This is a genomic window from Lysobacter cavernae (genome assembly GCF_042648505.1).
GTDB classification, from domain to species: domain Bacteria; phylum Pseudomonadota; class Gammaproteobacteria; order Xanthomonadales; family Xanthomonadaceae; genus Lysobacter_L; species Lysobacter_L cavernae.
Genome location: NZ_JBHRXK010000001.1, coordinates 701,961 through 726,227, shown reverse-complemented (window position 1 = coordinate 726,227; position 24,267 = coordinate 701,961). Strand labels below are relative to the sequence as shown.

At 67.1% G+C, this 24,267-nt stretch carries 18 protein-coding genes; 8 read left to right on the top strand and 10 right to left on the bottom strand.

Annotated elements, in window-relative coordinates; all coding sequences use genetic code 11:
• The first annotated feature begins 686 nt into the window (after window positions 1-686).
• The gene (locus ACFOLC_RS03145) at window positions 687-2,006 is read left to right on the top strand and encodes a DEAD/DEAH box helicase (RefSeq protein ID WP_386757426.1); all 1,320 of its coding nucleotides are present in this window, start codon (window positions 687-689) and stop codon (window positions 2,004-2,006) included.
• Between the two features lie 100 nt (window positions 2,007-2,106).
• On the opposite strand, the gene ACFOLC_RS03140 is transcribed toward ACFOLC_RS03145, so the two are convergent.
• From ACFOLC_RS03140 to ACFOLC_RS03125, 4 genes are read right to left on the bottom strand one after another with little or no spacing between them, the layout of a single operon-like run.
• Complete coding sequence (locus ACFOLC_RS03140) at window positions 2,107-2,835, bottom strand: GntR family transcriptional regulator (RefSeq protein ID WP_386757424.1); 729 nt, start codon at window positions 2,833-2,835, stop codon at window positions 2,107-2,109.
• 9 nt (window positions 2,836-2,844) lie between these two features.
• The gene (locus ACFOLC_RS03135; RefSeq protein WP_386757422.1) at window positions 2,845-4,281 is read right to left on the bottom strand and encodes an aldehyde dehydrogenase family protein; all 1,437 of its coding nucleotides are present in this window, start codon (window positions 4,279-4,281) and stop codon (window positions 2,845-2,847) included.
• Window positions 4,282-4,289: 8 nt separating this feature from the next.
• Window positions 4,290-5,288: a 4-hydroxyproline epimerase gene (locus tag ACFOLC_RS03130; protein ID WP_386757420.1), complete on the bottom strand. Its 999-nt coding sequence runs from the start codon at window positions 5,286-5,288 to the stop codon at window positions 4,290-4,292.
• Between the two features lie 10 nt (window positions 5,289-5,298).
• Complete coding sequence (locus ACFOLC_RS03125) at window positions 5,299-6,219, bottom strand: dihydrodipicolinate synthase family protein (protein ID WP_386757418.1); 921 nt, start codon at window positions 6,217-6,219, stop codon at window positions 5,299-5,301.
• A 94-nt stretch (window positions 6,220-6,313) separates the two neighbouring features.
• Here ACFOLC_RS03125 and ACFOLC_RS03120 point away from each other — a divergent pair, with 94 nt between their 5' ends.
• The 5 genes from ACFOLC_RS03120 to ACFOLC_RS03100 all read left to right on the top strand — a co-directional run bounded on the left by ACFOLC_RS03120 (window position 6,314) and on the right by ACFOLC_RS03100 (window position 13,525).
• Entirely contained in the window at window positions 6,314-7,600 is a 1,287-nt protein-coding gene (locus ACFOLC_RS03120; RefSeq protein WP_386757416.1) for an NAD(P)/FAD-dependent oxidoreductase, read from the top strand.
• Complete coding sequence (locus tag ACFOLC_RS03115) at window positions 7,597-8,808, top strand: M24 family metallopeptidase (protein ID WP_386757414.1); 1,212 nt, start codon at window positions 7,597-7,599, stop codon at window positions 8,806-8,808. The genes ACFOLC_RS03120 and ACFOLC_RS03115 overlap by 4 nt, the downstream gene beginning before the upstream one ends.
• Window positions 8,809-9,103: 295 nt before the next feature.
• Window positions 9,104-12,043, top strand: a complete 2,940-nt coding sequence (locus tag ACFOLC_RS03110; protein WP_386757412.1) for a collagenase — start codon at window positions 9,104-9,106, stop codon at window positions 12,041-12,043.
• An 89-nt stretch (window positions 12,044-12,132) separates the two neighbouring features.
• Window positions 12,133-12,522 carry a tautomerase family protein gene (locus tag ACFOLC_RS03105; RefSeq protein ID WP_386757410.1) on the top strand — a complete coding sequence of 130 codons (390 nt, stop codon included), beginning with the start codon at window positions 12,133-12,135 and terminating at the stop codon, window positions 12,520-12,522.
• Window positions 12,488-13,525, top strand: coding sequence for a TSUP family transporter (locus ACFOLC_RS03100; protein WP_386757409.1), 1,038 nt, complete (start codon window positions 12,488-12,490; stop codon window positions 13,523-13,525). Before ACFOLC_RS03105 ends, ACFOLC_RS03100 begins: the two co-directional genes overlap by 35 nt.
• A 73-nt stretch (window positions 13,526-13,598) precedes the next feature.
• Here ACFOLC_RS03100 and ACFOLC_RS03095 read toward each other — a convergent pair whose 3' ends face one another.
• The 6 genes from ACFOLC_RS03095 to ACFOLC_RS03070 all read right to left on the bottom strand — a co-directional run bounded on the left by ACFOLC_RS03095 (window position 13,599) and on the right by ACFOLC_RS03070 (window position 22,297).
• Complete coding sequence (locus ACFOLC_RS03095; RefSeq protein ID WP_386757407.1) at window positions 13,599-14,642, bottom strand: L,D-transpeptidase; 1,044 nt, start codon at window positions 14,640-14,642, stop codon at window positions 13,599-13,601.
• Between the two features lie 34 nt (window positions 14,643-14,676).
• Window positions 14,677-15,501 carry a murein L,D-transpeptidase catalytic domain family protein gene (locus ACFOLC_RS03090; RefSeq protein WP_386757405.1) on the bottom strand — a complete coding sequence of 275 codons (825 nt, stop codon included), beginning with the start codon at window positions 15,499-15,501 and terminating at the stop codon, window positions 14,677-14,679.
• 145 nt (window positions 15,502-15,646) lie between these two features.
• Entirely contained in the window at window positions 15,647-17,491 is a 1,845-nt protein-coding gene (locus ACFOLC_RS03085; RefSeq protein WP_386757403.1) for a DUF885 domain-containing protein, read from the bottom strand.
• Between the two features lie 64 nt (window positions 17,492-17,555).
• A complete protein-coding gene (locus ACFOLC_RS03080) occupies window positions 17,556-19,400 on the bottom strand; it encodes a DUF885 domain-containing protein (protein ID WP_386757401.1) in 1,845 nt (614 codons plus the stop codon).
• Between the two features lie 75 nt (window positions 19,401-19,475).
• Complete coding sequence (locus ACFOLC_RS03075; RefSeq protein ID WP_386757399.1) at window positions 19,476-21,302, bottom strand: DUF885 domain-containing protein; 1,827 nt, start codon at window positions 21,300-21,302, stop codon at window positions 19,476-19,478.
• 83 nt (window positions 21,303-21,385) lie between these two features.
• Window positions 21,386-22,297: a TolB family protein gene (locus tag ACFOLC_RS03070; protein ID WP_386757397.1), complete on the bottom strand. Its 912-nt coding sequence runs from the start codon at window positions 22,295-22,297 to the stop codon at window positions 21,386-21,388.
• Between the two features lie 146 nt (window positions 22,298-22,443).
• On the opposite strand from ACFOLC_RS03070, the gene ACFOLC_RS03065 reads away from it, so the two are divergent.
• Both ACFOLC_RS03065 and ACFOLC_RS03060 read left to right on the top strand, forming a co-directional pair.
• Window positions 22,444-23,511 (top strand): sensor histidine kinase, encoded by a 1,068-nt coding sequence (locus ACFOLC_RS03065; RefSeq protein WP_386757395.1) that lies wholly within the window; start codon window positions 22,444-22,446, stop codon window positions 23,509-23,511.
• The gene (locus tag ACFOLC_RS03060; protein WP_386757394.1) at window positions 23,508-24,266 is read left to right on the top strand and encodes a LytR/AlgR family response regulator transcription factor; all 759 of its coding nucleotides are present in this window, start codon (window positions 23,508-23,510) and stop codon (window positions 24,264-24,266) included. Before ACFOLC_RS03065 ends, ACFOLC_RS03060 begins: the two co-directional genes overlap by 4 nt.
• Window position 24,267: the final 1 nt, after the last annotated feature.

Sequence of the window (24,267 nt, the reverse complement as noted above, 5' to 3'; positions counted from 1 at the left end):
ATTAGACCCGATCCTGGCAGGAGGCGGGTGTCGAAGGTCATGCTGCCGGCGTCGTCCGGCCGGGAAGTCGACCGGCGCGGGGGGCGCGTGCTGCGGTTCGGCCGATTCGGCAAACGAGGCCAGTGAGCGGACACGTGCGTGCATTTCAACGGGACGGCGGGCGAGGTCGCTGCACGAAGTCGAGGCGGCGGGGCGGCGCCGACACAACCCCGAGGCCGGGCACCGCAGCACCGAGCCGCCCCGTTCGAGCCGGGCGCGCTCGACGCGTGATCAGCCACGCCACATCGACCGCGTACTGCTGGTCAGGGTTTGCGCGGCCCGCAGGCGGCGATCCGTGCCCGCTACGTGCTTCGCGAGCGTTTCTGAACGAGGGCGGGGTTGTCCGCTGGCTACCGTGAGCGCTTTCGCGTACAGTTCGCCCGTTCAGCGCACGGCTGCCTCCCGCAAGGGTACGTTTCCCAGGTTGCCTGCCCATCGCACTGAGTCCCTGACTCGCCGATCGGCTCTTATCCCGCACGTCTTTCGTCGCGCCGACACGGTCCGGAGCATCCGGCACCGTCTAATTCGATACTCGCAGCGCGGTTCAAGGGAACGCTGGGGTTATCACACGATTGTCCTGATGCAGGCGTCCCGCATAGATGCGCGGTGCCGGTGGAGGGCGTTTCGTGGACCACCGGAGTTCCACCATGACGTTTGAATCCCTCGGGCTTGCGCCCGCGTTGCTGCGCGCGCTTGTCGAGCAGAACTACAACACCCCGACCCCGATCCAGGCCGAAGCCATTCCGCTGGCGCTGGCCGGCCACGACCTGCTGGGTGGCGCCCAGACCGGTACCGGCAAGACCGCCGCGTTCGGCCTGCCGCTGCTCAACCGCCTGAGCAAGCAGACCGCTGCCAACGGCCCGCGCAAGCCGCGCGCGCTGGTGCTGGTGCCGACCCGCGAACTCGCGGTGCAGGTCAACGAAAGCCTGCGTGGTTACGCCAAGCACCTGCGCCTGAGCATCTGCTCGATCTACGGCGGCGCCGGCATGGGCCCGCAGGTCGAGATGCTGCGTCGCGGCGTCGACGTGCTGGTCGCCACCCCGGGCCGCCTGATCGACCACATGGAGCGCGGCACCGCCCGGCTCGATGCGATCGAGATCCTGGTGCTCGACGAAGCCGACCGCATGCTCGACATGGGCTTTTTGCCGGCGATGAAGCGCATCCTCGCCAAGCTGCCGCGCGAGCGCCAGACGATGCTGTTCTCGGCCACGTTCGAGTCGCAGCTCAAGCAGCTGGCGCTGGAGTTCATGCACCAGCCCAAGCAGGTGCAGGTGGCGGCGCAGAACACCATCGCCGAGACCATCGTCCACCGCGCCCATCCGGTCGATGTCGCGCGCAAGCGTGACCTGCTGGTCGACATCGTCAGCCGTCGCCACACCGACCGCGTGATCGTGTTCGGTCGCACCAAGCACGGCTGCAACCGCCTGGCCGAGCAACTGGAAGAATCCGGCCTGGCCGCGGTGGCGATCCACGGCAACAAGAGCCAGGCCCAGCGCCAGAAGGCGCTACGCGACTTCAAGGCCGGCAAGGCCCGCGTGCTGGTGGCCACCGACGTCGCCGCGCGCGGCCTCGACATCCCCGACCTGCCGCTGGTGATCAACTACGACCTGCCGATGGTCGCCGAGGACTACGTGCACCGCATCGGCCGCACCGGCCGCAACGGCGCCAGCGGTGAAGCGGTGTCGTTCGTCGCGCCGGAAGAGGGTGGCCTGCTGCGCCAGATCCAGCGCATGCTCAAGGCCGACATCGAACTGGCGGTGGTGGAAGGCTTCGCGCCGAGCCGCCCGATCCAGCTCAATGCGCCGTTGCCCAAGCCGGGTGGGCGCCAGAACCAGGGACCGCGCAAGCCCGCGCACCGTCCGCACGGCAAGCCGGCGGCGCGTCACGCCCACGCCGGTCCGAAGCAGCACCGCGGCGGCTCGGAAGGGCGTTCCGGTTCGGGCCAGCGCCACAGCTCGCGCGGCTGAGTCCGATCAAGCGCGACGTACCTTGGCCGATCGGGCCAGACGTCGAGACACGAAAAACCCCGGCTCGATGGCCGGGGTTTTTCTTTGGCATGGCGGTGGCCTATTTCGCGTGAGCGAAGCGACGCGGTGCCGGCTTGGCCGATGCCGCCGTGGACGAGCTGCGGGTAGGCGCGGGCGCGACAGCGGTGTCGTTCAACTGCAGGCGCAGATCGTCCAGGGTCAGCGCGATGTGCTGCCCCAGCAGCGCGGTGACGCGACGGGTATCGCGCGCGAGCCAGGCTTCGAGGATTGCGCGGTGCTCGTTGTCGGCACGGGCATCACGGCCTTCGGGTTCCAGATGCTTGCGCACGTAGCGTTCGGCCAGCACGTGCAGGCGCTCGACCAATTGCGCGGTGACCTGCCGCCCGCCGGGCTGGACCAGTGCCAGGTGGAAGGCGCGGTTGAGCGAGACGATGCCGGGACCGTCGGTCGCGGAGGCGGCTTCGAGCGAGGCCAGTGCGGCCCGGGCGGTCTCGCGCTGTTCCTCGTTGGCGTCCAGGCTGGCGGCGGCGGCGGCCTCGGGTTCGATCTTGAGGCGCAGCGCGAACACTTCCTCGGCCTGGTCCGCGCTCAAGGCCGGGACGAAGTAGCCGCGATTGGCATGCGAACTCAGCAAGCCGTCCTGCTCGAGCCGCGCCAGTGCCTCGCGCAGCGGGATTTTGCTGATGCCCAGTTCCTCGGCCAGCGCGTCCTGCCGGATCGGCGCGAGCGCTGGGATCCGGGTCGACAGGATCCGTTCGCGGATGACTTCGAAAGCCTGGTCTGACAGCGTCCGGGTGACGATCTTCATGCAGCCAGTCTACCCGCCACGCAGGTAGGTTGTTCGCGAGGTGGTGTAGAACGCGCGCGCCGCGCGACCCTGTTCACGCGGGCCGTAGCTGGAGTTGCCCAGGCCGCCGAACGGGGCGTGGTGGTCGACGCCGGCGGTGGGCAGGTTGACCATCAGCATGCCGGCGCGGGCCTCGCGCTTGAACGCTTCAGCGTGCTTGAGCGAGCGTGTGCACAAACCTGCGGACAGGCCGTAGCGCGAGTTATTCAGCAATGCCATTGCCGCCTCGAATCCGTCGACGCGGAACAGCCCGGCCACCGGCCCGAAGATCTCCTCGCGTGCGAGCAGGCTGTCGCCGCCGACGTGATCGAACAGGGTCGGGGCGAAGTGGCAGTCGTCCGGGTCGGGTGCGGCACCGAAAGCGGTGACCAGCCCTTCGTCGCGCACCGCCGCTACCTGGGTCGACACCCGTTGCTTCTGCCGGGGCGAGGCGAGGGGGCCGATGTCGGTTCTCTCGTCGCGCGGATCGCCGATCGAGAAGCGCTCGACGCGGGATTTGAGTGCCGCGAGGAAACGCTCGGCGACCGAGTCTTCAACAATGATTCGCGACGTCGCCGTGCAACGCTGGCCGGCCGCGAAAAAGGCACCGTTGGCCACGCACTCGACGGCGATGTCGAGGTCGGCGTCGGCCAGCACGATGAAGCCATTGACGCCGCCCATCTCCAGTTGCACGCGTGCGCCGCGCGCGGTCACGATCTCGCGCACGCGCTGGCCGACCGGCTCGGAGCCGGTGAAGGACACCGCATCGATGTCGGGCTGTTCACAGATCGCCTGGCCGGTCGCGCCGGCACCGAGCACCAGGTTCACGCAGCCGGCAGGCAGGCCCGCATCGGCGATGATCCGCATCAACGCCGCGGCAGTCGCGGAAGACACCTCCGATGGTTTCCACACCACCGTGTTGCCGAACGCGAGCGCGGGCGCGATCTTCCAGGCCGGGATCGCGATCGGGAAGTTCCACGGCGTGATCAGGCCGACCACGCCGACCGGTGCGTGCATCACTTCGACCATCGCGCCGGGCCGGGTCGATTCGAAGCGTTCGCCGATGTTGCGCAGGGCCTCGCCGGCGAAAAATTCGAAGATGCGCGCGGCGCGGATCGTCTCGCCGCGGGCGTCGCGGACGGTCTTGCCGGTTTCGCGTGCGATCAGCAGCGCCAGTTCGGTGGCGTTGGCGGCGATGGCACGGCCGATCTTCGCCAGTGCATCGCTGCGCGCTTCGATGCCGGTCGCGGCGGACGGCGCCAGTGCGTCACGGGCCGCTTGCGTCGCCTGCGCTACCAGGGCCGTACCGGCCTCGGGGATGTGCACGACCAGGTCGTCGGGAGCGGCGGGGTTGCGTTGCTCGTGCGCGACGATCGCCGGGATCGTCTGGTCGGCGATGTGGTGGGACAGGGTGAGGGTTTCGGTCATGAGTGTGCTCAAGTCACCACGAAGCCACGCCAGAACGCGTCGGCCTCGTCGATCCAGATCTGGTTGAAGCCGGTGGCGATCGCCGAGCCTTCGATCGAAGGCACGATCGCCGCGTGTTCGCCGAGCGTGGTCGCGGCCTCGACGCGGCCGATGAAGCGGCTGCCGATGTAACTCTCGTGGACGAAGCGGTCGCCCACCTGCAGCCGGCCCTTGGCAACCAGGTGCGCCATGCGCGCCGATGTACCGGTGCCGCAGGGGCTTCGATCGATCGCGCGTTCGCCGTAGAAGACCGCGTTGCGCCCATCGGCGCCTTCGCTTTTCGGTGCGTCCGCCCACAGCACGTGGCTGACGCCGCGGATGGTGGGATCGAGTGGATGCACCGGCTCGAACGCGTCGCGTACGCATTGGCGCACGAGGCCGCTGAGTTCGATGATGCGCGCGGCGCCGAGTGCGTCCAGCCCCGTGTACGGCCCCTGAGGCTCGACGATGGTGTAGTAGTTGCCGCCGTAGGCCACGTCCACCGTCAACGGCCCGAAGCCCGGCACGTCGATGCGGATGCCTTCGGCGGCGAGGTAGCTGGGCACGTTGCGGATGCGCACCGAGCGCACGCGGCCGCCGTCTTCCACGTAGTCGACGTCGATCACGCCGGCCGGCACTTCTACCCGCAGCCGGCCCGGTTCGCGCGGCTCGATCAGGCCGTTTTCCAGGCCGAAGGTGAGGATGCCGATGGTGCCGTGCCCGCACATCGGCAGGCAGCCGCTGGTCTCGATGAACAGCACACCGATGTCGGTGTCGTCGCGCGTCGGCGGATACAGGAACCCGCCGGACATCATGTCGTGGCCGCGCGGCTCGAACATCAGGCCGGTGCGGATCCAGTCGTAGCGGGCGAGGAAGTCCTGGCGCCGCTCGCTCATCGAAGCGCCGGTCAGCAGCGGCGCGCCGCCGCTGACCAGGCGCACCGGGTTGCCGGCGGTATGGCCGTCGATGCAGAAGAAGGTGTGGCGCATGGCGCGGGCCTCAGGCCGCGGCGGCGACGAGGGTGGGGCGGGTCGCCGCTGCGGTCTCGACCATCTGCGTCACTTGGGCGCGACGCGCACCGGCCAGCGGCATGCGTGGCATGCGCACGCGTTCGCTGCCGCGGCCCATGATCATCTCGGCGAGCTTGATCGACTGCACCAGGTCGTGGTCCGCATCCAGGTGCAGCAGCGGCATGAACCAGCGGTAGATCGCCAGCGCGCGCGGCAGGTCGCCACGCTGCAGTGCCTCCCACAGTGCCAGCGACTCCTGCGGGAACGCATTGGTCAGGCCGGTGACCCAGCCGCGCGCACCCAGCAGCAGGCCTTCCAGCGCCACGTCGTCGAGCCCGGCGAACAGCGCGTAGCGGTCGCCGAAAGCGTTGTGCAGGTCGGTGAAGCGGCGCGGGTCGGGGGCGCTTTCCTTGATCGCGACCACGTTGGCCACGTCGGCCAGGCCGGCCAACGTCGACATGGTCACGCTGACGCGGTAAGCCGGCGGGTTGTTGTAGAGCATCACCGGCAACGAGGTGCTCAGCGCGACGGTGCGGAAGTGCGCCAGCAACTCGGCCTCGGACGGTACGTAGACCATCGCCGGCAGGACCATCAATCCGGACGCGCCGGCACGCTCGGCGGCGCGGGCGAAGGCCACGGCGCGGGCGGTGGTCAGTTCCGAGACGCCGGCGATGACCGGGACCCGGCCGGCCGCCGTTTCGACCGCGGCCGACACCACGGCCAGCTTCTCGTCGGCGTCCAGCGAGTTGTTCTCGCCGACGGTACCGATCGCGATCAGGCCATGCACGCCATCGCGGATCAGCGCGTCCTGGACGCGTTGGGTGGCATCGAGGTCGACCGACAGGTCGGTGGTGAATTGGGTGGTGACGGCCGGGATCACGCCCGACCAGGTGCAGGAACTGGAAGCCATTTCACTCTCCGGTTGAAGTGTTCGTAATATCATATACGATATATCAAATATCAAGTCTGTATTTCATCCGTAAGACAGAAATGGGGAGCGGGCCTTGCGCGTTGGACAGGGGAACATCGGGCAGGCGCAATCGGCCCTCGTGATCGGGGCCGGCATCGTCGGCTTGACCAGTGCCTTGCGCCTGCGTCAATCGGGCCTGCGCACCACGCTGGTCGATCCGCTGGCGCGGCTGGAAAGCGCGTCATTCGGCAACGCCGGGCACATCGCGGTGGAGCAGGTCGAACCGCTCGCCTCGTGGGCCACGATCCGTTCGGCGCCGCGGCGTTTGTTCGCGTTCGGCGGTGCCCTGGACGTGCGTGATCCGGTTGCATGCGCGCCGTGGATGGCGCACTTCGTCCGTGCCGCCGCACCGGCCCGGTTCCGCCGTGGCTGCGCGGCCCTGCGCGGGCTGCTGGATCGGGCGCTGCCGGCCTGGCACACACTCGTTGACGACCTGCAGCGCTCCGACTTGCTGAAGGCTGACGGTCACGTCGTGCTCTGGGAGTCCGCCCGCACGGCGCGCCGCCGACGCGATGCCTGGATGGCAACCGACATCGGCAGCGCGCGTCTGCGCGATCTGGACGTGGCCGAACTGGATGCCTACGGCGATCTGCTGCGGCAGCGTCCGGTGGGCGGGATCCGCTTCGCGGGCACGGGGCAGGTCGCCGATGTCACGCAGACGCTGCAGACGCTGCGCCTGGCCTTCGATGCGGCCGGTGGCGATTTCGTCCGAGGCCAGGTGCGTGCAATCGAGATCGAGGGCAGAGCCGCGGTCGCGCTGCTCGACGACGGCCGGCGCCTGACCGCCGACCACGTCCTGGTCGCGGCGGGCGTGGCGTCGGGCGAGCTCATGGCCACGTTCGGCCCACGCCCGCCGTTGATCGCCGAACGTGGCTACCACGTGCGCTGGCCGCGCCACGACTGGCCGGCCGACAGCCCGCCAGTGGTGTTCGAGGACCGCTCGATGATCGTCACGCGTTTTGGCGACGGCCTGCGCGCTGCCGGCTTCGTCGAGTTCGCCGCAGCACAAACGCCGCCCGATCCGCACAAGTGGGCGGCGTTGCGCGGCCATGCCGCCGCGCTTGGATTGCCCACGTCCGGTGACGGTCGCGAGTGGTTCGGAGCGCGTCCGACCTTGCCCGACTACCTGCCGGCGATCGGTCGAAGCCCGGCCGCGCCCAACCTGCTGTACGCCTTCGGTCACCAGCACCTGGGCCTGACCCTGGCGCCTGTCACTTCCGAAATCATCGCCGCGCTGGTCGGCGGCCGCGAGCCGGAGGTAGCGCTCGCGCCCTTCGACCTGCAGCGCTTCCATCGCACCACAGGAGCACCTCGCACATGAGCCACGGCATCGGCGGATCGACCGCGGAAACAGAACTGGCCGCGCTCGGCCCTTGGTCGCGACCCGCGCCACCGATCCGCACCGAGGAACGCGCGATGCGGCTGGCGCGCGCACGCAGCCTGATGGCGGAACTTGGCGCCGATGCATTGATCATCAACGCCGGCGCCAACCTGCGTTACTTCACCGGCCTGTCGTGGGCGGCGAGTGAACGGCTGGTGGTGATGGTGCTGCCGCGCAGTGGCGCTCCGGTGCTGGTCTGCCCGGAGTTCGAGCTGGGTTCGCTCCAGGCCGGGCTCGGTATCGAGGCCGGATTGCGCAGTTGGCAGGAGCACGAGAACCCGTACCGGCTCGTTGCCGATGTCCTGCGCGAACACGGCGCCAGGCGCGTCGCGCTCGATCCGCAGGCGCCGTTCTTCGTGGTCGAAGGCCTGCGTCGCGCGGTGGATGCGAGGGTCGAAGGAATGCTTGTCGAGGCCACGCACGTCACCGACGGCTGCCGCATGCGCAAGTCGCCGGCCGAACTGGCACTGATGCAGCAGGCGATGGACATGACGCTGGAGGTGCACCGTCGCGCCGCCGCGATCCTGGCGCCGGGCATCACCACCACGCAGGTCAGGCGCTTCATCGACAACGCGCACCGCGCACTCGGCGCCGACGGCGGCAGCACGTTCTGTGCGGTGCAGTTCGGCGAGGCCACCGCGTACCCGCACGGCGTTCCCGGCGAGCAGCAGCTGGCCGAGGGTGACGTGGTGCTGATCGATACCGGTTGCCAGGTTGGCGGCTACCACTCCGACATCACCCGTACCTACGTGTTCGGCAAGGCGTCCGTGATCCAGGCCGATGTCTGGCAACTCGAGCGCGAAGCGCAGCAGGCGGCGTTCGATGCGGTCCGCCCCGGCGTTCCGTGCGAGGCGATCGACGCGGCCGCACGCGCCGTGCTTGAGCGGGCTGGCTACGGCCCCGATTACCAGCTTCCGGGCCTGCCGCATCGCACCGGCCACGGCATCGGCCTGTCGATCCACGAACCGGCTTATCTCGTGCGCGGCGACACCACGCCGCTGGCGCCGGGTATGTGCTTCAGCGACGAACCGATGATCGTCGTGCCCGGTCGGTTCGGCATCCGGCTGGAGGACCACTTCCACGTCACCGAACACGGCGCCGCCTGGTTCACCGCGCCGGCGAGATCGCTTGCGGCGCCATTCGGCTGATCGACGCCCCTGCGAAGCCATGCACGGCGCCCTTGCCGTGCATCCCCATCCATCCAATCGCAAAGGAGTGCGTCGACCCCCCAGAGAGCGATGTTCCACGTTCCAGCACCGTATCACCGGGCACCGGTGCAGCTGAAGTGCCCATGTCTTGAGCAGCAATACAACGATGCCCGTGGAGCCGACGAGCACGCACAACGCGTGCGGGCACTGCGAGCAGATTCACTCGGCAAGGCGCAAGGGGGGCGTTGCCGACGGCGGTCATCACCGCCGCCGTACAACCACAAGGAGATGTGTGATGTCACCAGCACCATCCAGAAAACCCGTTCATGCCGCCGCAGTGGGCGTGATCGCGGTAGCCGTGGCGTTCCTCAGTTACGCCAGCCAGTCCGGCGACAACCTCGTCGCGACGCAGATGAAGCGTGTGTTTGCCGCGATCTCACCAGCCGAGCCGGCATCGGGTAAGGCGAACCACGCTGGAAACAGCCAGGTCGGTACGCCGACCGCGTCTGCAGCCAGGCAGTTGGCCCGCGCGGCAGCCGTACGCAAGTCGCCGGCGACCGAGAAGCAGATCTTCGGTGCGCACCGGCAGCAGGCCAAGCTCGATCCTTCACGTCGCATGCCGAACCAGTTACCGCTGAGCCAGTGGGTGGACACCAGCTACGACCACGCCAGCATGCAGCACAACGTGCTGAAGCGTCCGTCGCTTGGCCGCATGACAGCGAGGGCGGCGGCCGTGGCCGCCGCCGAGTGCAACACCAGCCAGTTCGCCAGTCTCGGTGGCACGGCGCTGGTGTCGGCGGTGAAATCGGCGACCACCAGCTGCATCAACGAACTGTTCAATGTCAGTGGGCCCGATGCCTATGGCACGTTCCGCGAGGCGCAGATGGTCACGGTGGCCAATGCGCTGGCTACGTCGGCGACGTATTACAACGGCACCAACGCCGACAGCACCCTGCAGCTGGTGCTGTTCCTGCGCGCCGGCTACTACGTGCAGTACTACGACACCAGCGTCGGCGCCTACGGCACGGCATTGAAGAACGCCATCCGCCCGGCGCTGGATGCCTTCGCCAGCAACGGCGCCTTCGGCCTGGTCAATGACGTGCACGGCGAAATCCTCGCCGAATTCGTCACCCTGATCGACAGCTCCAGCGAGAACGCGCGTCACCTGCCCACCATCAAGCGTCTTCTGGACGCCTACTCCAGTGGCCATAACGCCTATTACTGGATGAAGGTGGCGGTCAACAACACCTTCCTGGTGACGTTCCGCGGCCACTACAACGCCGACTTCGTGGCTTCGGTTCAGTCCGATCATTCCATCGTCGAAACCCTGTACAACTTCGCCAACCGGAACTTCTCGATGCTCGGCCAGGAGAACGACTTCCTGGTTGCCAATGCCGGCCGCGAGCTTGGCCGTTTCCTGCAGTACAGCGGCTCGCTCAAGACGCTGGCGCAGGCACGCGCGAAGGCGCTGGTCGATCGCTCGTCGGTGACCGGAACCACGGCCAAGATGTGGGTCGGCATCGGCGAAATGGTGGATTACTACGACCAGGCCAACTGCAGCTACTACGACCTGTGCAACTTCAGTGCACGCGTGGAAGCGGCCGCATTGCCGATCAGCCACACCTGCAGCCCGACCCTGCGCATCCGTGCCCAGGCGATGTCGGCTGCGGAATTGGGCAGCACCTGTTCGATCGTCTCCGGCCAGGAAACCTATTTCCACCAGGCGGTGGCATCGGGCAATACGCCGGTGCCAAGCGACAACAACGCCGCGCTGGAAATGGTGGTGTTCAACAGCAGCACCGACTACGGCACCTACGCCGGTGCGGTGTACGGCATCGACACCAACAACGGTGGCATGTACCTGGAAGGCAACCCGGCTGCGGCCGGCAACCAGGCCCGTTTCATCGCGTATGAGGCCGAGTGGCTGCAGCCCGAAGCGTTCGAGATCTGGAACCTCACCCACGAGTACGTCCATTACCTCGACGGTCGTTTCAACATGCACGGCGACTTCAGCGCATCGATCTCGCAGAAAACGGTGTGGTGGATCGAGGGTTTCGCCGAGTACATGTCGTACTCGTACCGCGATGTTGCCTACACCGCGGCGCAGAACGAGGCCGCGCTGGGCACCTACACGGCAAGCAAGGTCTACCAGAACGACTACAACAGCGGCCAGACCCTGATCTACCGCTGGGGCTACCTGGCGGTACGCTTCATGTTCGAACAGCGTCGCGGTGACGTGTCGACGATCCTGGGCTACCTGCGTCCTGGCAACTACACCGGCTATGCCAGCTTCATGAACTCGATCGCGACCAGCAACGATGTCGCGTTCCGCAACTGGCTGCCTTGCGTCAGCGATCCCAATGGCGCGGGCTGTGGCGGCACACCGGGCAATCAATCGCCGACTGCAGGCTTCAGCTTTGCTACCAGCGCGTTGACGGTCAATTTCAGTGACGGTTCGAGCGACCCGGACGGCAGCATCGTCTCGCGCTCGTGGAACTTTGGCGATGGCACCAGCTCGACGGCGACGAACCCGTCGAAGACCTATGCCACGGCCGGAACCTACACGGTGCGGTTGACGGTCACCGACAACCAGGGCGCCAGCGCAAGCAGCAGCAAATCGGTGACGGTAACCAGTCCCAGCGCCAACAAACCGCCAGTAGCCGCGTTCAACACGAGTGTCAGTGGCCTCACGGTGACGTTCACCGATGGCTCGACGGATGCGGATGGTAGCGTCGTCTCGCGTTCGTGGAACTTCGGTGATGGCAGCAGTTCGACGGCAACGAACTCGTCGCGGACCTATGCCGCAGCCGGCACCTACACCGTGCAGCTGACAGTCACCGACAACCAGGGCGCCACGCACACGACCAGCAAGGCCGTCACCGTCAGCAGCGGCGGCGGGACCCTGCCGGAGTGCAGCGGCGATGCCGGGCAACTCGGCAAGAACTGCACGCGCAGCAACGTGTCGGGCACCGCGGGTGACTACGCCTACCTGTACCTGTACGTGCCGGCCGGCACCGCCCAACTGCGGATCAGCGTGTCCGGCGGCACCGGCAACGCCGACCTGTACGTGAACACGTTGGGCGGTTGGGCGACGCGCGAGGCGCACAACTACCGTTCGACCAACGCCGGCAACACCGAGACGGTCACGGTCAACAACCCGCCTGCGGGCTATGTCTACGTCAGCCTGTATGGGGTGAGCAACTTCAGCGGGGTCAAGGTGACCACTCGCTACTGATGCGGTCTTGGATGGGGCGGGCGATCTGTCCGCCCCATCTTCTCGACGTTTGCCGTCGCCTTCGCCCATACCGATACCCGTAAATTCTCATGGCGCAAATCAAGATCTACGGCCTTGCCCAGACGCTGGACCCGATCCGCGCGGGCTTGTCCGACACCATTCATTCGTGCCTGGTCGACATCTTCCGGTTACCAGTCGACAAGCGCTTCCATCGGTTCTTCCGCTTGCAGCGCGAGGACTTCGTGTTTCCAGGTGATCGCTCCGCGCACTACCTGATCGTGGAGATCTCCTGCTTCGAGGGTCGCTCGGCGGCAGCAAAGAAGGCGCTGATCGGTGCGCTGTTCGAACGCATCAAGCGCAATCACGGCATCGCCAGCCACGACGTGGAGATCACGATCACCGAGACCCCGCGCTGGAACTGGGGCATCCGCGGTGTATCCGGTGATGAACTCGGCATCGATTACCGGGTGTGTATTTGAACTGTGCGCAGGATCGAGCAGTAGACGGCACTCATGGGCGCGCTCTGCATGTCGCGGGCAGCCGATCCAGTTGCTCGCGAAAGGCAGGTTTCGCCAGACAGAGATTCGCCAGGCAGAGATGGGAGATGGCATGGTCGTCGTGATCGTATTGGCATTGCTGGGTTTTCTCGCCGCTGTCTTTCTGGTCGTGCTCCTGGTCGCCGCATACCGGCGGCGCGAACTGCGCCCCAATCCGGAGGCCGTCGCCCTGGGGGCGGTGACCAACTTCTTCGACACACTCGGCATCGGCTCATTCGCGCCGACCACGGCCTACCTGAAGCTGCGCAGGCTGGTGCCCGACAGCTTCATTCCCGCCACCTTGAACACCGGACACGCATTGCCGACCGTTGTGCAGGCGCTGATCTTCATCAACCTGGTGCGGGTCGATCCGCTGCTGCTGGCGGCCTGCATCGCCGCCGCCGTCGCTGGTGCCACACTCGGTGCGCCGTGGGTGGTACGCCTGCCGGTGCGTACGGTGCAGGGCATCGTCGGCCTGGCCATGCTGGTCGCGGCGGCGCTCTATGCGCTCACCAACCTGGGGTTGCTGCCCGCGGGAGGCGATGCACTGGCGCTGCCAGGGCCGCTGTTCGCGATCGCGGTTGTCCTGCTGGGCGCATTGATGGCGTTCGGCATCGGCCTGTACGCGCCGTCGTTGGTCCTGTTGAGCCTGATGGGCCTGAATCCGACCGCGGCGTTCCCGGTGATGATGGGGGCGTGCGCATTCCTGATGCCGGTCAGCGGGATGCGCTTCGCGCGCAGCGAACGCATCGACCTGCGCGTGGTGCTCGGGCTCGCCATCGGCGGCATCCCGGCGGTGCTGTTGGCGGCGTATGTCGTCAAATCGCTGCCGCTGGCGACTTTGCGCTGGGGCGTGGTGGTGGTGGTGCTGTATGCCGCGGCGCTGTTGCTGCGCGCCGCGTTGAAGCCGGCGCCGGTATCGGCGCCGCTGTCCAATGCAATGTGAACGACCGAGCCAGGGTGGAGTGGGCTGACCTCGACTTCCACAACGCCCAACATCCACCTGCCGCCAGTGAGCCTTACTTCTCGGGCGGGTCCGAGTCCAGCACCTGGCGCGGCGCGCCCTTGATGGCCTCCGCCAGCATCGGCGCGTCGGTGACCAGCATCACCACGCCGGGTGTCAGCAACGGCAACACCGCGGCGACGAAATCGTGGGGGATCACGATGCGTTCGATCGTGGTGGCGTCGAGCAAGGAACCGGCGTCGGTGTCGTGGCCGGGGACGCCGATCGCCATCCAGTTCGGCATCTGCGTACCAGGCAGTAGGGGGTTGTCGCCGGGCAGGTAGCCGTCCTTGACGATGTAGGCGCGGGTGCCGAACGCCTGGTCGGCGTCGCGGATCAGCACGCGCGAGCGGCCGATCTCGATGCCGTTGCGGAACACCAGCACGCGCCGGTCGGCGCGGCTCAACAGGATCGACACCGGTCCTTCGGACGACAGCTCCGGGCGCCAGCGGAACTTCTGGCCGTCGTCCAGCGGCGGGATCGACGCCTCGGCACCGGTGCGCGGGTCGATCGGGATCAGGGCGCTCGGGTGCACCACGTCGGTGGGCGACTTGCCTTCCTGCGACACCACCACGGTCATGCCCATGTTGGAGGCGTCAAACAGCAGCTTTGCGAATTCCGACGGCAGGTGCACGCAGCCGTGCGACTCGGGATAGCCGGGCAGGCCGCCGGCATGCAGGGCGACGCCGCCCCAGGTCAGGCGCTGCATGTACGGCATCGGTGCGGCGTTGTAGATGCTGGATCGGTGGTCCTTGTCCTTCTGCAGGATCGTGAACACGCCGGTCGGGGTTTCGTAGCCCTTCTTGCCGGTGCTGACCGTGCTGACGCCGATCGGCAGGCCGTTGCGGTACACGTAGGCGCGCTGCTCGGTCAGGCTGACCACCACCGCGATCGGCCCCATGGTCTTGTTGTCACCACCCCAAATCCACTCGCCGGGCTTGAGCTGGGTCGGCGCGGTGTCGACCGGGCTGGACTGGCGCGCGCCCCAGAACGGCACCGCGGCCGCGGCCGGCAGGGTCAGCAGGAGGGCGAGGGCGGTGGCGAGCAGGCGGCGCGACATCGGATGTCCATGCGGATGTTCGGGGCCGTGCAGTCTAGCCGGATGCGCCGTGCGCGACAGTGGTGGGTTTGGCGATGGCGTGCTTGCCGATGGCGTGCTTGTTGATGGCCTGTTTGGCGAGCTTGGCCGCCGGGCAATTGAGCAGCGCCGAGCGTGCCAGCCAGGCCTGGTCCGGGTAGTACGAGAACACGAACTGGCCGTTCTTGAGCAGGTCGATGATGGGTCTGGCGATCGCGCTGCGCACCGCCGGGCAGCCCCAGCTGCGGCCCAGGCGTCCCATGCGTTGTCCCGCAGCCGGGTTCACGTAGTCGGCGCCGTGCATCACGATCGCGCGCGCCATCGCCGCGTCGTTGACGCCCGGCTCCAGGCCGTGCATGCGCAGCGAGTAGCCGTTGCGGCCTTGGTAGGTGTCGCGGGTGACGAACAGTCCGAGACTGGACTGGTGGCTGCCGTTGCGGTTGGAGAACCGCGTGGCGAGGTTCTCGCCCGAACCCTGGCCGTGCGCGACCACCTCTTCATGCAGCAACTTGCCGGCCACCAGGTCGAACACCCACAGCCGCGGCAGCAATGACGGCCGGCTGTAGTCGATCACCGCCAGGCGGCGCGCGTCGACGCCCATGCCGCCGGCCTGCGCGCATTGCATGGCGGCCTGTGCCAGCCGCAGGACCTTGGGGTCGGCGGAAGGCGCCATCCGGGTGAGGGGCGAGACCGGTGTCGGGGCGGCCTCGACCGGCGCGGACGCCGCGATCGGCACGGTATTGACCGGGGAGGGGGACTGGCTGGGCTTGCGCGCGCTGAGGCCTGGCGCGGCCGGCAGGAGCGCGGCCACCGCCAGAAGCAGGTATCGGGTCGGTTTCAACATCGGTGTTCTTGTAAGTTATTGCTGAACAACGGTATTTCGTGCCACGACAGGCGAAATTCAAGTCGCCCCCGATGCGACGTTCATAAACGAAGAGGGCCGGCGGATGCCGGCCCTCCAGGTTTGTTGCCACGAGGGCGCGGACTTACGCTTTTTTCGAGGCAATCCAGCGGTCGATCTTCTGCTCGAGCACGGCCAGCGGCACGGCGCCGTCCTTCAGCATTTCGGCGTGGAACTCGCGCACGTCGAACTTCGCCCCCAGCGCCTTCTCGGCCCGGTCGCGCAGCTCCTGGATCTTGAGCTCGCCGATCTTGTACGCCAGCGCCTGGCCCGGCCAGGCGATGTAGCGCTCGGCTTCGGCCACGGCGGTGGTGTCGCTGACCGCCGAGTTCTGCTTCATGTAGTCGATGACCTGGTCGCGGCTCCAGCTCTTGCTGTGCAGGCCGGTGTCGGTGACCAGGCGGATCGCGCGCCACAGCTCGTTCTGCAGGTAGCCGAAGTACGAGTACGGGTCGGTGTAGACGCCCAGGTCCTTGCCCAGCGACTCGGCGTACAGGCCCCAGCCTTCGGCGAACGCGCTCTGGATGCTCCAGCGGCGGAACGCCGGCATGTCCTTGAGCTCGATCTGCAGCGCGATCTGGAAGTGGTGGCCCGGGATCGCCTCATGCAGGTACAGGTCTTCCGCGTCCCAGATCTTGCGCGAGGGCAGGTCGTAGGTGTTGACGTAGAAGATGCCCGGACGCGTGCCGTCCTCGCTCGGCGGGTAGTACTGGCCGCCGGCGGCGGACTTCTCACGGAACGGCTCGACCGGGCGGATCTCGAACGGCGACTTCGGGATCAGCGAGAACTGGCTCGCGACCTTCTCGTTGACCTTCGCCTCCAGGCCGCGGTAGTACTTGAGCAGCTCGTCCTGGCTCTTGAACTCGAACTTCTTGTCGGTCTGCATGAACTTGAAGAAGTCCTGCAGCGTGCCCTTGAAGCCGACCTGCGTCATCACCTTCTGCATCTCGCCGTGGATGCGCTTGACCTCGTCCAGGCCGATCTGGTGGATCTGGTCCGGCGTCAGGTCGGTGGTGGTGCTCTGCTTGGCGTTGAAGGCGTACCACGCCTGGCCGTTGGGCAGCTTGTCCAGGCCGAAGGTGTCGCGGGTCTTGGGCAGGTACTCGTTGGCGATGAAGTCGCGCAGCTTCCTGTATGCCGGCATAAGCTGCTCGGCGATCATCTTTTTGTAAGCCTCGGTCAGGCGCTGCTTGTCGGCGTCGCTGAAGTCCTTGGGCAGCTTGGTGATCGGGCCCCAGAACAGCGACTTCTCCGGGGTATCGACGATCAGCGCATCCAGCTGCGGGACCACCTTCTCCATCAGCGCCTTGGGCTGCACGACGCCGGCGGCGATGCCCTGCTGCATGTTGGCGATCTCGGTGTCGAGCAGCACCGGGATGCGCGCGCCGCGCTTGAGCCAGTTGTCGTAGTCCTGCACGGTCTTGAACGGCTGCGCGCCGTCGCCCGAGCCGAACTGCACGGCCAGGCTGGCGGTGCTGTCCATCTGGTTGACCGGCGCCATCCAGCCCGGGAACTGGAATGCCTCGATCTGGTCCTTGGCGTCCTTGGTGAAGATCTCGTAGTTCAGCAGGTCCTGCCCGGTCAGGCCTTCGGAGCCGACGGCCTCGACCTTGGCCAGCCAGTCCTGCAGGAATTTCTTCGACTCATCGCGGTACTGCTGCGAGCCGAAATCGGGCAACTCGCCGTTGTAGCGCACGTCGCCGGTGAAGGTGGCCAGAATCGGGTTGAGCTTGAGGTACGCCTCCCAGTAGTCGGCGTAGATCTTGTTGAGCTGGCCGGCCTTGGCCGCCGCATCCTGCGCCGACGCGGTGGCGGCGGGCTGGGCGGCATTGTCGGTGGACGTGCCGGGCTTGCAGCCGGCAATGGTCGCCACCGCGGCGGCGACGGCAAGGGAGAGCACGATGGGACGCAGGGCAGGGCGGAACTTCACGAAAGACCTCCTGGAAACGAATCGATGTTGACGGGTCGAGCGGTGATCGAATACGGATGATGCCTCAGGTCTTCTCCGCCGCGATCCAGCGGTCGACCTTGCCTTCGAGGATTTCCAGCGGCACCGAGCCGTCCTTGAGCACTTCGGCATGGAATTCGCGGATGTCGAACTTCGGGCCCAGCGCTTTCTCGGCCTTGGCGCGCAGCTCCTGGATCTTCAGCTCGCCGATCTTGTACGCCAGTGCCTGGCCCGGCCAGGCGATGTAGCGCTCGGCCTCGGCGGTGGCCTGGGTCTCGCTCTCGGCCGAGTTGTCGAGCATGTACTTGATGACCTGCTCGCGACTCCAGCCCTTGCTGTGCAGACCGGTGTCGACGACCAGGCGGATCGCGCGCCACAGCTCGTTCTGCAGGTAGCCGAAGTAGTTGTACGGATCGGTGTACGCGCCAAGGTCCTTGCCCAGCGATTCGGCGTACAGGCCCCAGCCTTCGGCGAAAGCGGTCTCGCCGCCGAAACGGCGGAACGCCGGCATGTCCTTCAGCTCCTGCTGCAGTGCGAGCTGGAAGTGGTGGCCGGGGATGGCCTCATGCAGGTACAGGTCCTCCGCATCCCAGACCTTGCGCGTCGGCAGGTCATAGGTGTTGACGTAGAAGATGCCAGGACGCGAGCCGTCCTCGCTCGGCGTCATGTACGAACCGCCGGCGGCGGACTGGGCGCGGAAGGCCTCGACCGGACGGATCTCGAACGGCGCCTTCGGCGTCAGCGAGAACTGCTCGGGGATCTTCTGGTTGATCTTCGCTTCGAGCGCGCGGTAGTGGGTGAGCAGCGCCGCCTCGTCCTTGAAGTTGAAGCGCTTGTCTTCCTGCATGAACTTGAAGAAGTCCTGCAGCGAGCCCTTGAAGCCGACCTGCGTCATGACCTTCTGGATTTCGCCGTGGATGCGCGCGACCTCGTCCAGGCCGATCTGGTGGATCTGCGCCGGCGTCAGGTCGGTGGTGGTGCTCTGCTTGGCGTTGAAGGCATACCAGGCGGCGCCGTTGGGCAGCTTGTCCAGGCCGAAGGTGTCGCGCGTCTTGGGCAGGTACTCATCGCTGATGAAGGTGCGCAGCTTCCTGTACGCCGGCATCAGCTGCTCGCCGATCAGCTTGCGATAGGCCTCGGTCAGGCGCTGCTTGTCGGCGTCGGAGAAGTCCTTCGGAAAGTTCTGCACCGGTCCCCAGAACAGCGTGTCCTCGGGCTTGTCCTTGACCAGCGCGTCGAGCTGCGGCATCACCTTGACCATCAGTGCCCGCGGCTGCACGACGCCGGCCTGGGCGCCCTCGCGCATGTTGGCGATCGCGGTGTCGAACAGCACCGGCAGGCGGCCGGCGCGCGCCAGCCAGTCGTCGTAGTCCTTCACCGTCTTGAACGGCTGCGCGCTCGTGCCCGAGCCCAGCTGCGCGGCCAGGCTGGGGATGCTGAACATCTGTTTGATCGGCAGCATCCAGTCCGGGTACTGGAACGACTCCAGCGTGTCCTTGGCATCGGCGACGAAGATCTCGTAGCTCAACAGGTCCTGGCCGCTGAGGCCGTCGGAGCCGATGGCTTCGGCCTTCTTCAGCCAGTCGCTGACGAATTGCTTGTTCTGCTCGCGGAATGCCGCCGAGTCGAAATCCGGCAGCTGATCGTTGTAGCGCGGATCACCCTGGAACGTGGCCTGCAGCGGATTGAGCTTGAGGTAGGCCTCCCAGTAGTCGGCGTAGAGCTTGTTGAGCTGGTCGGCCTTGGCCTTGGCATCGACCGCGGTGGCGGATGCGGCCGGTGTGGCGCTGTCGGTGGACGGCCCGCGCTGGCAGGCGGCGAGAGCGGCGGTGACGGCAAGTGCGAGCAGAAGCGGGCGAAGCGACACGACTACCTCCTGGGCGAATGACATGAGTGCATGTGACGGGGATGCATGCTGCGGAAGGCGCTCCCGGGCCGACGAGGGCATCCGGGAGCGCCAGCCGCATCAACCTTTCTTGCTGGTGATCCAACGGTCGATCTTGCCTTCGAGGATTTCCAGCGGCACCGAGCCGTCCTTCAGCACTTCGGCGTGGAACTCGCGCACGTCGAACTTCGGCCCCAGTTCCTTTTCGGCCTTGGCGCGCAGTTCCTGGATCTTCAGCTCGCCGATCTTGTACGCCAGTGCCTGGCCCGGGATCGCCATGTAGCGCTCCGCTTCGGCGGTGGACTGGGTTTCGCTCTCGGCCGAGTTGTCGAGCATGTACGCGATCACCTGCTCGCGGCTCCAGCCCTTGCTGTGCAGGCCGGTGTCGACGACCAGGCGGATCGCACGCCACAGTTCGTTCTGCAGGTAGCCGAAGTAGTTGTACGGGTCGGTGTAGACGCCAAGATCCTTGCCCAGCGATTCGGCGTACAGGCCCCAGCCTTCCGAGAACGCGGTCTCGCTGCCGAAGCGGCGGAACTTGGGCAGGCCGGTCAGTTCCTGCTGCAGCGCCAGCTGGAAGTGGTGACCGGGGATCGCCTCGTGCAGGTAGAGGTCTTCCGCGTCCCAGGTCTTGCGCGTCGGCAGGTCGTAGGTGTTGACGTAGAAGATGCCCGGACGCGTGCCGTCCTCGCTCGGGCGCATGTACGAACCGCCGGCCGCGGACTGGGCGCGGAAGGCCTCGACCGGACGGATCTCGAACGGCGCCTTCGGGATCAGCGAGAACTGTTCGGGGATGCGCTGATTGATCTTGTCCTCGAGCCCGCGGTAGTACGCCAGCAGCGCCGGCTCGTCCTTGAAGCTGAAACGCGGATCGTTCTGCATGAACTTGAAGAAATCCTGCAGTGAACCGGTGAACTTCACCTGCGCCATCACCTTGCGGATCTCGCCGTGGATGCGCGCGACTTCGTCCAGGCCGATCTGGTGGATCTGCGCCGGCGACATGTCGGTGCTGGTCGAGTTGCGGGCATTGAACGCGTACCAGGCGGCGCCGTTGGGCAGTGCGGCCATGCCGGCGCTGTCGCGCGTGCTGGCCATGTATTCGTCGGCGACGAAACCGCGCAGCTTGCGGTAGGCGGGCATCAGCTCGCCTTCGATCATGGCCTTGTAATCGGCGCTGATGCGCTGCTTGTCGGCGGCGGAGAAGTTTGCGGGCAGGTTGCTGACCGGCTTCCAGAACAAGGTGTCCTCGGCCTTGTCCTTGATCAAGGCATCGAGCTGTGGGATCACCTTGAGCATCAGCGGCTTTGGCTGCACCACGCCGTGCTTCACGCCTTCGCGCGAGTTGGCGATGGCCTGGTCGAAGATGGTTGGCAGTTTCGCTGCGCGCTTGCGCCAGTTGTCGTAATCGGCCACCGTCTTGAACGGTTGCGCGCCGGTGCCGGAACCGAGTTGCACGGCGGTCGCAGCAAAGTTGTAGAACTGGTTGATCGGCTGCTGCCAGGCGGGGAACTGCTCGCTTTCCAGCGACAGGCGCGCGTCGCGCACGAAGATTTCGTAGCTCAGCAGGTCCTGGTCCTGCAGGCCGTCTGCACCGACTGCTTCGACTGTCTTCAGCCAGCGCTGGGTGAAGTCATGGTTCTGCTTGCGGTAATCGGCAGAAAGGAAATTGGGCAGCTGGTCGTTGTAACGGTTGTCGCCCTGGAAGGTCGCCTGCAGCGGGTTGAGTTTGAGCTGCTCTTCCCAGTACTGCTCGTAGAGCGCGTTGAGCCGGACGGCCTTGGCCGATTGCGTGGCCTGCGCGCGCGGTGCGGCTTGATCGGTGGCGGCAACGGGCAGCGCGACCGTTGCGGCCAGGGCGATGGCAATGGCAAGTGACAGGCGGAGCGGGGTGCGCAGGCAGCGGGTCATGGCGGGTCGGCAAGTGGCGGGCGATCCCGAAGGCTCGCCCGCCCATGCGGGCCCGGCATGGGCCGAAGGTCATGCGCAGTGTGCTACTCGTCCACGGCCGGCAGGTTCAGCCGGGTGACATAGAAGTCGCTGGGGCGGCCGATATCGCGCGCGTAGAACAGCAGCCCGCGCTCCCAAAGCACGGTCGGGTGGAACTCGTCCCAGGCCGTGTTCACGCACGGGCCGAGGTTTTGCGCCGGCGAGAATTCGCCATCACGCAGCCGGCTGACGTAGAGGTCGCCGAAGCCGTAGCCGAGATCGGGCAGGGCGTCGGGCAGGTCGAGACGGGTGAACAGCAAGGTGCGTCCGTCCGGCGAGATCTCCGGGTTGAACTCCCAGCGTTCGCCGCTGTTGACGCCGGCGCCCAGTCGCTCCGCCGCGGCGTAGCGGCCGTCGTGCAGGCGCTTGCTGCGGTAGATGTCCCACTCGCCACCGCGCTCGCTGGCGAAGTACAAGGTGCCGTGGCGGTCCATGCTCGGGTACAGCTCGTCGCCGGCACTGTTGACCGCGGGGCCCAGGTGCTCCGGCGTGCCCCAGCCGCGTAGTGTGCGCTGCACGCGCCACAGGTCCATCTTCGCCGCGGTGCCGTCCGGGGTGGGGCGCTCCGAGGAGAACACCAGCGTGCGCCCGTCCGGCGAGACGTGCGGGTCCATGTCGCTGTGGATGCCGGAGAACGAGGCGACCTGCGGTTCGTCCCAGCCCCACGGCCGCCACTGCGCGGTGAGCACGGTGGCGCGTTCACGGGTGCCCGGCCACCAGCCCTGCGTGGTCGACCAGTAGGCACGCAGGCGGCTCGGGGTGAAGCTCAGGCGCCATTCCCAGCGGTCGGTCGAGATCGTGCCTTCGGCGTACTTGTGCACCGGTGGGCACTGCTCGGCCGCCTGGCCGGAGGCTGCGGCAAGACCGAGGACGCAGGCGGTCAAGACCGCCATGGCGTTGGGTTGCAGGTAGCGCATGACGGACTCCTTGGTTGGATGGGCGCGGCACTGTGCGCACGATCCCGGGCCGCGCAGGCGGTGGCCGGGACGAAATCCGTGTATCGCGGGACGGAGTGCCCGTTGGCGATTGCAAGCGCGTGGACACCGGACTAGCGTGATCGCCCATGCGCCACAGACCGCTGCTGCTGTGCTGGCTGGTATTCGGCTGGTGGACCTTGAACGGCCTGGTCTGGGCCGGTCAGGTCATGACCATGCGCGAGGCCACCGGCCAGGCCCTGGACGGGGTGCAGGTGCTGCGCCTGGAACTGGCCAGCGCCTGGTTGTGGGCGCCGATCACGCTGGGGTTGTTCTGGTGCGTGCGGCATTGGCCGATCGAGCGCGGCCGCGTGCTGCGCGCCCTGTTGCTGCAGGGGCTGGCGGTGGCGGCGGTCATCGTGCTGCGCGCGCTGGTGGTCATCGTGTGCAACGACTGGGTCGGCTGGTACGCGCAGTTGCCGCCGGTCGGCGCGGTGCTGGCGGCCAGCGTGCTCAACAACCTGCTGATGAGCTGGCTGATCATCGGCGTCGCCCATGCGCTGGTCTACGCCGAACGGGCGCAGCGGCGCGAACACCAGACGATGGAGCTGGAGTCGCGCTTGGCGAATGCACGACTGGAGGCCTTGTCGGCGCAGCTCAATCCGCACTTCCTGTTCAACGCGCTCAATTCGATCGCCGAGATGGTGCACCGCGACGCCGATGCCGCCGAGCGCATGCTGGTCGATCTGGGCGCGTTGCTTCGCCACAGCCTGGACACCTCGCACAGCCAGGAGATCGCCCTGCGCGAGGAACTGGTCGCGCTGGACCACTACATCGGCATCGAAAAGATGCGCCTGGGCGAACGCCTGCGCGTCGAGTGGGGCATCGACTCGACGCTGCTCGATGCCCGCGTGCCGCATCTGGTGCTGCAGCCGCTGGTGGAAAACGCGATCCACCATGCGGTCGCCACGCGCGTGACGCCGGGCGAGGTGTCGGTGCGGGCCACGCGCAGCGACTCCCGCCTGATATTGGAGGTGCGCGACGACGGCGGCCAGCCGGTGCCATCACACGGCCCCGGCATCGGTTTGAACAACACGCGGGCACGCCTGCTGTGCCTGTACGGCGCCGATCACCTGTTCGAGATCGCCACGCAGGCGGCCGGAGGCACCCTGGTCCGGCTCGACCTGCCGTACCGCACGGTCGAGGCGTTGTCATGAAGCAGCGCCTGCGCGCGGTCGTCGCCGACGACGAGGAGATGTCGCGCGCACGGCTGTGCCGACTGCTCGGTCAGGTCGGCGATGTCGACATCGTGGCGCAATGCGCCGACGGCGATACCGCGGTGGCGGCGATCCGCCGGCTGCGTCCGGAAGTGGCGTTCCTCGACGTGCGCATGCCACAGCTCAACGGCTTCGGCGTACTGGATGCGCTGCCGCCGACGTTGCGTCCCAGCGTGGTGTTCGTCACCGCCCATGCCGACCACGCCCTGCGCGCGTTCGAGGCCGATGCCACCGACTACCTGCTCAAGCCGTATTCGGCGGACCGGCTGCGCGCCGCATTGGCGCGTGTGCGCCGCGAACTGGGCGCGGCCATGGACTCCATCGTTCCGCCCGAGCGTGATGAGCGTTATGCGCGGCGCCTGGCCGTGCCGGTAGGCGCACGCCTGCAACTGCTCGCCGTCGACGAGATCGACTGCGTGCTGGCGCAATCCAACTACGTCGAGTTGTGCGTCGGCGATCGCCGTTACCTGCTGCGCGAAACCATGGCCAGCCTGGAGACGCGGCTCGACCCGCGCCGGTTCGTGCGCGTGCACCGCTCGCATCTGGTCCGGCTGGATGCGGTGCGCGACATCGAAACGCTGGAAGCGGGGCGTTACCTGATCCGGCTGGGCAATGGCCTGCGTGTCAGCAGCGGCGCCAGTTATCGGCAGCGTCTGCGTGCGGCGTTCGGGCTGGGCGGCGTCGCGCCGCCGTGAT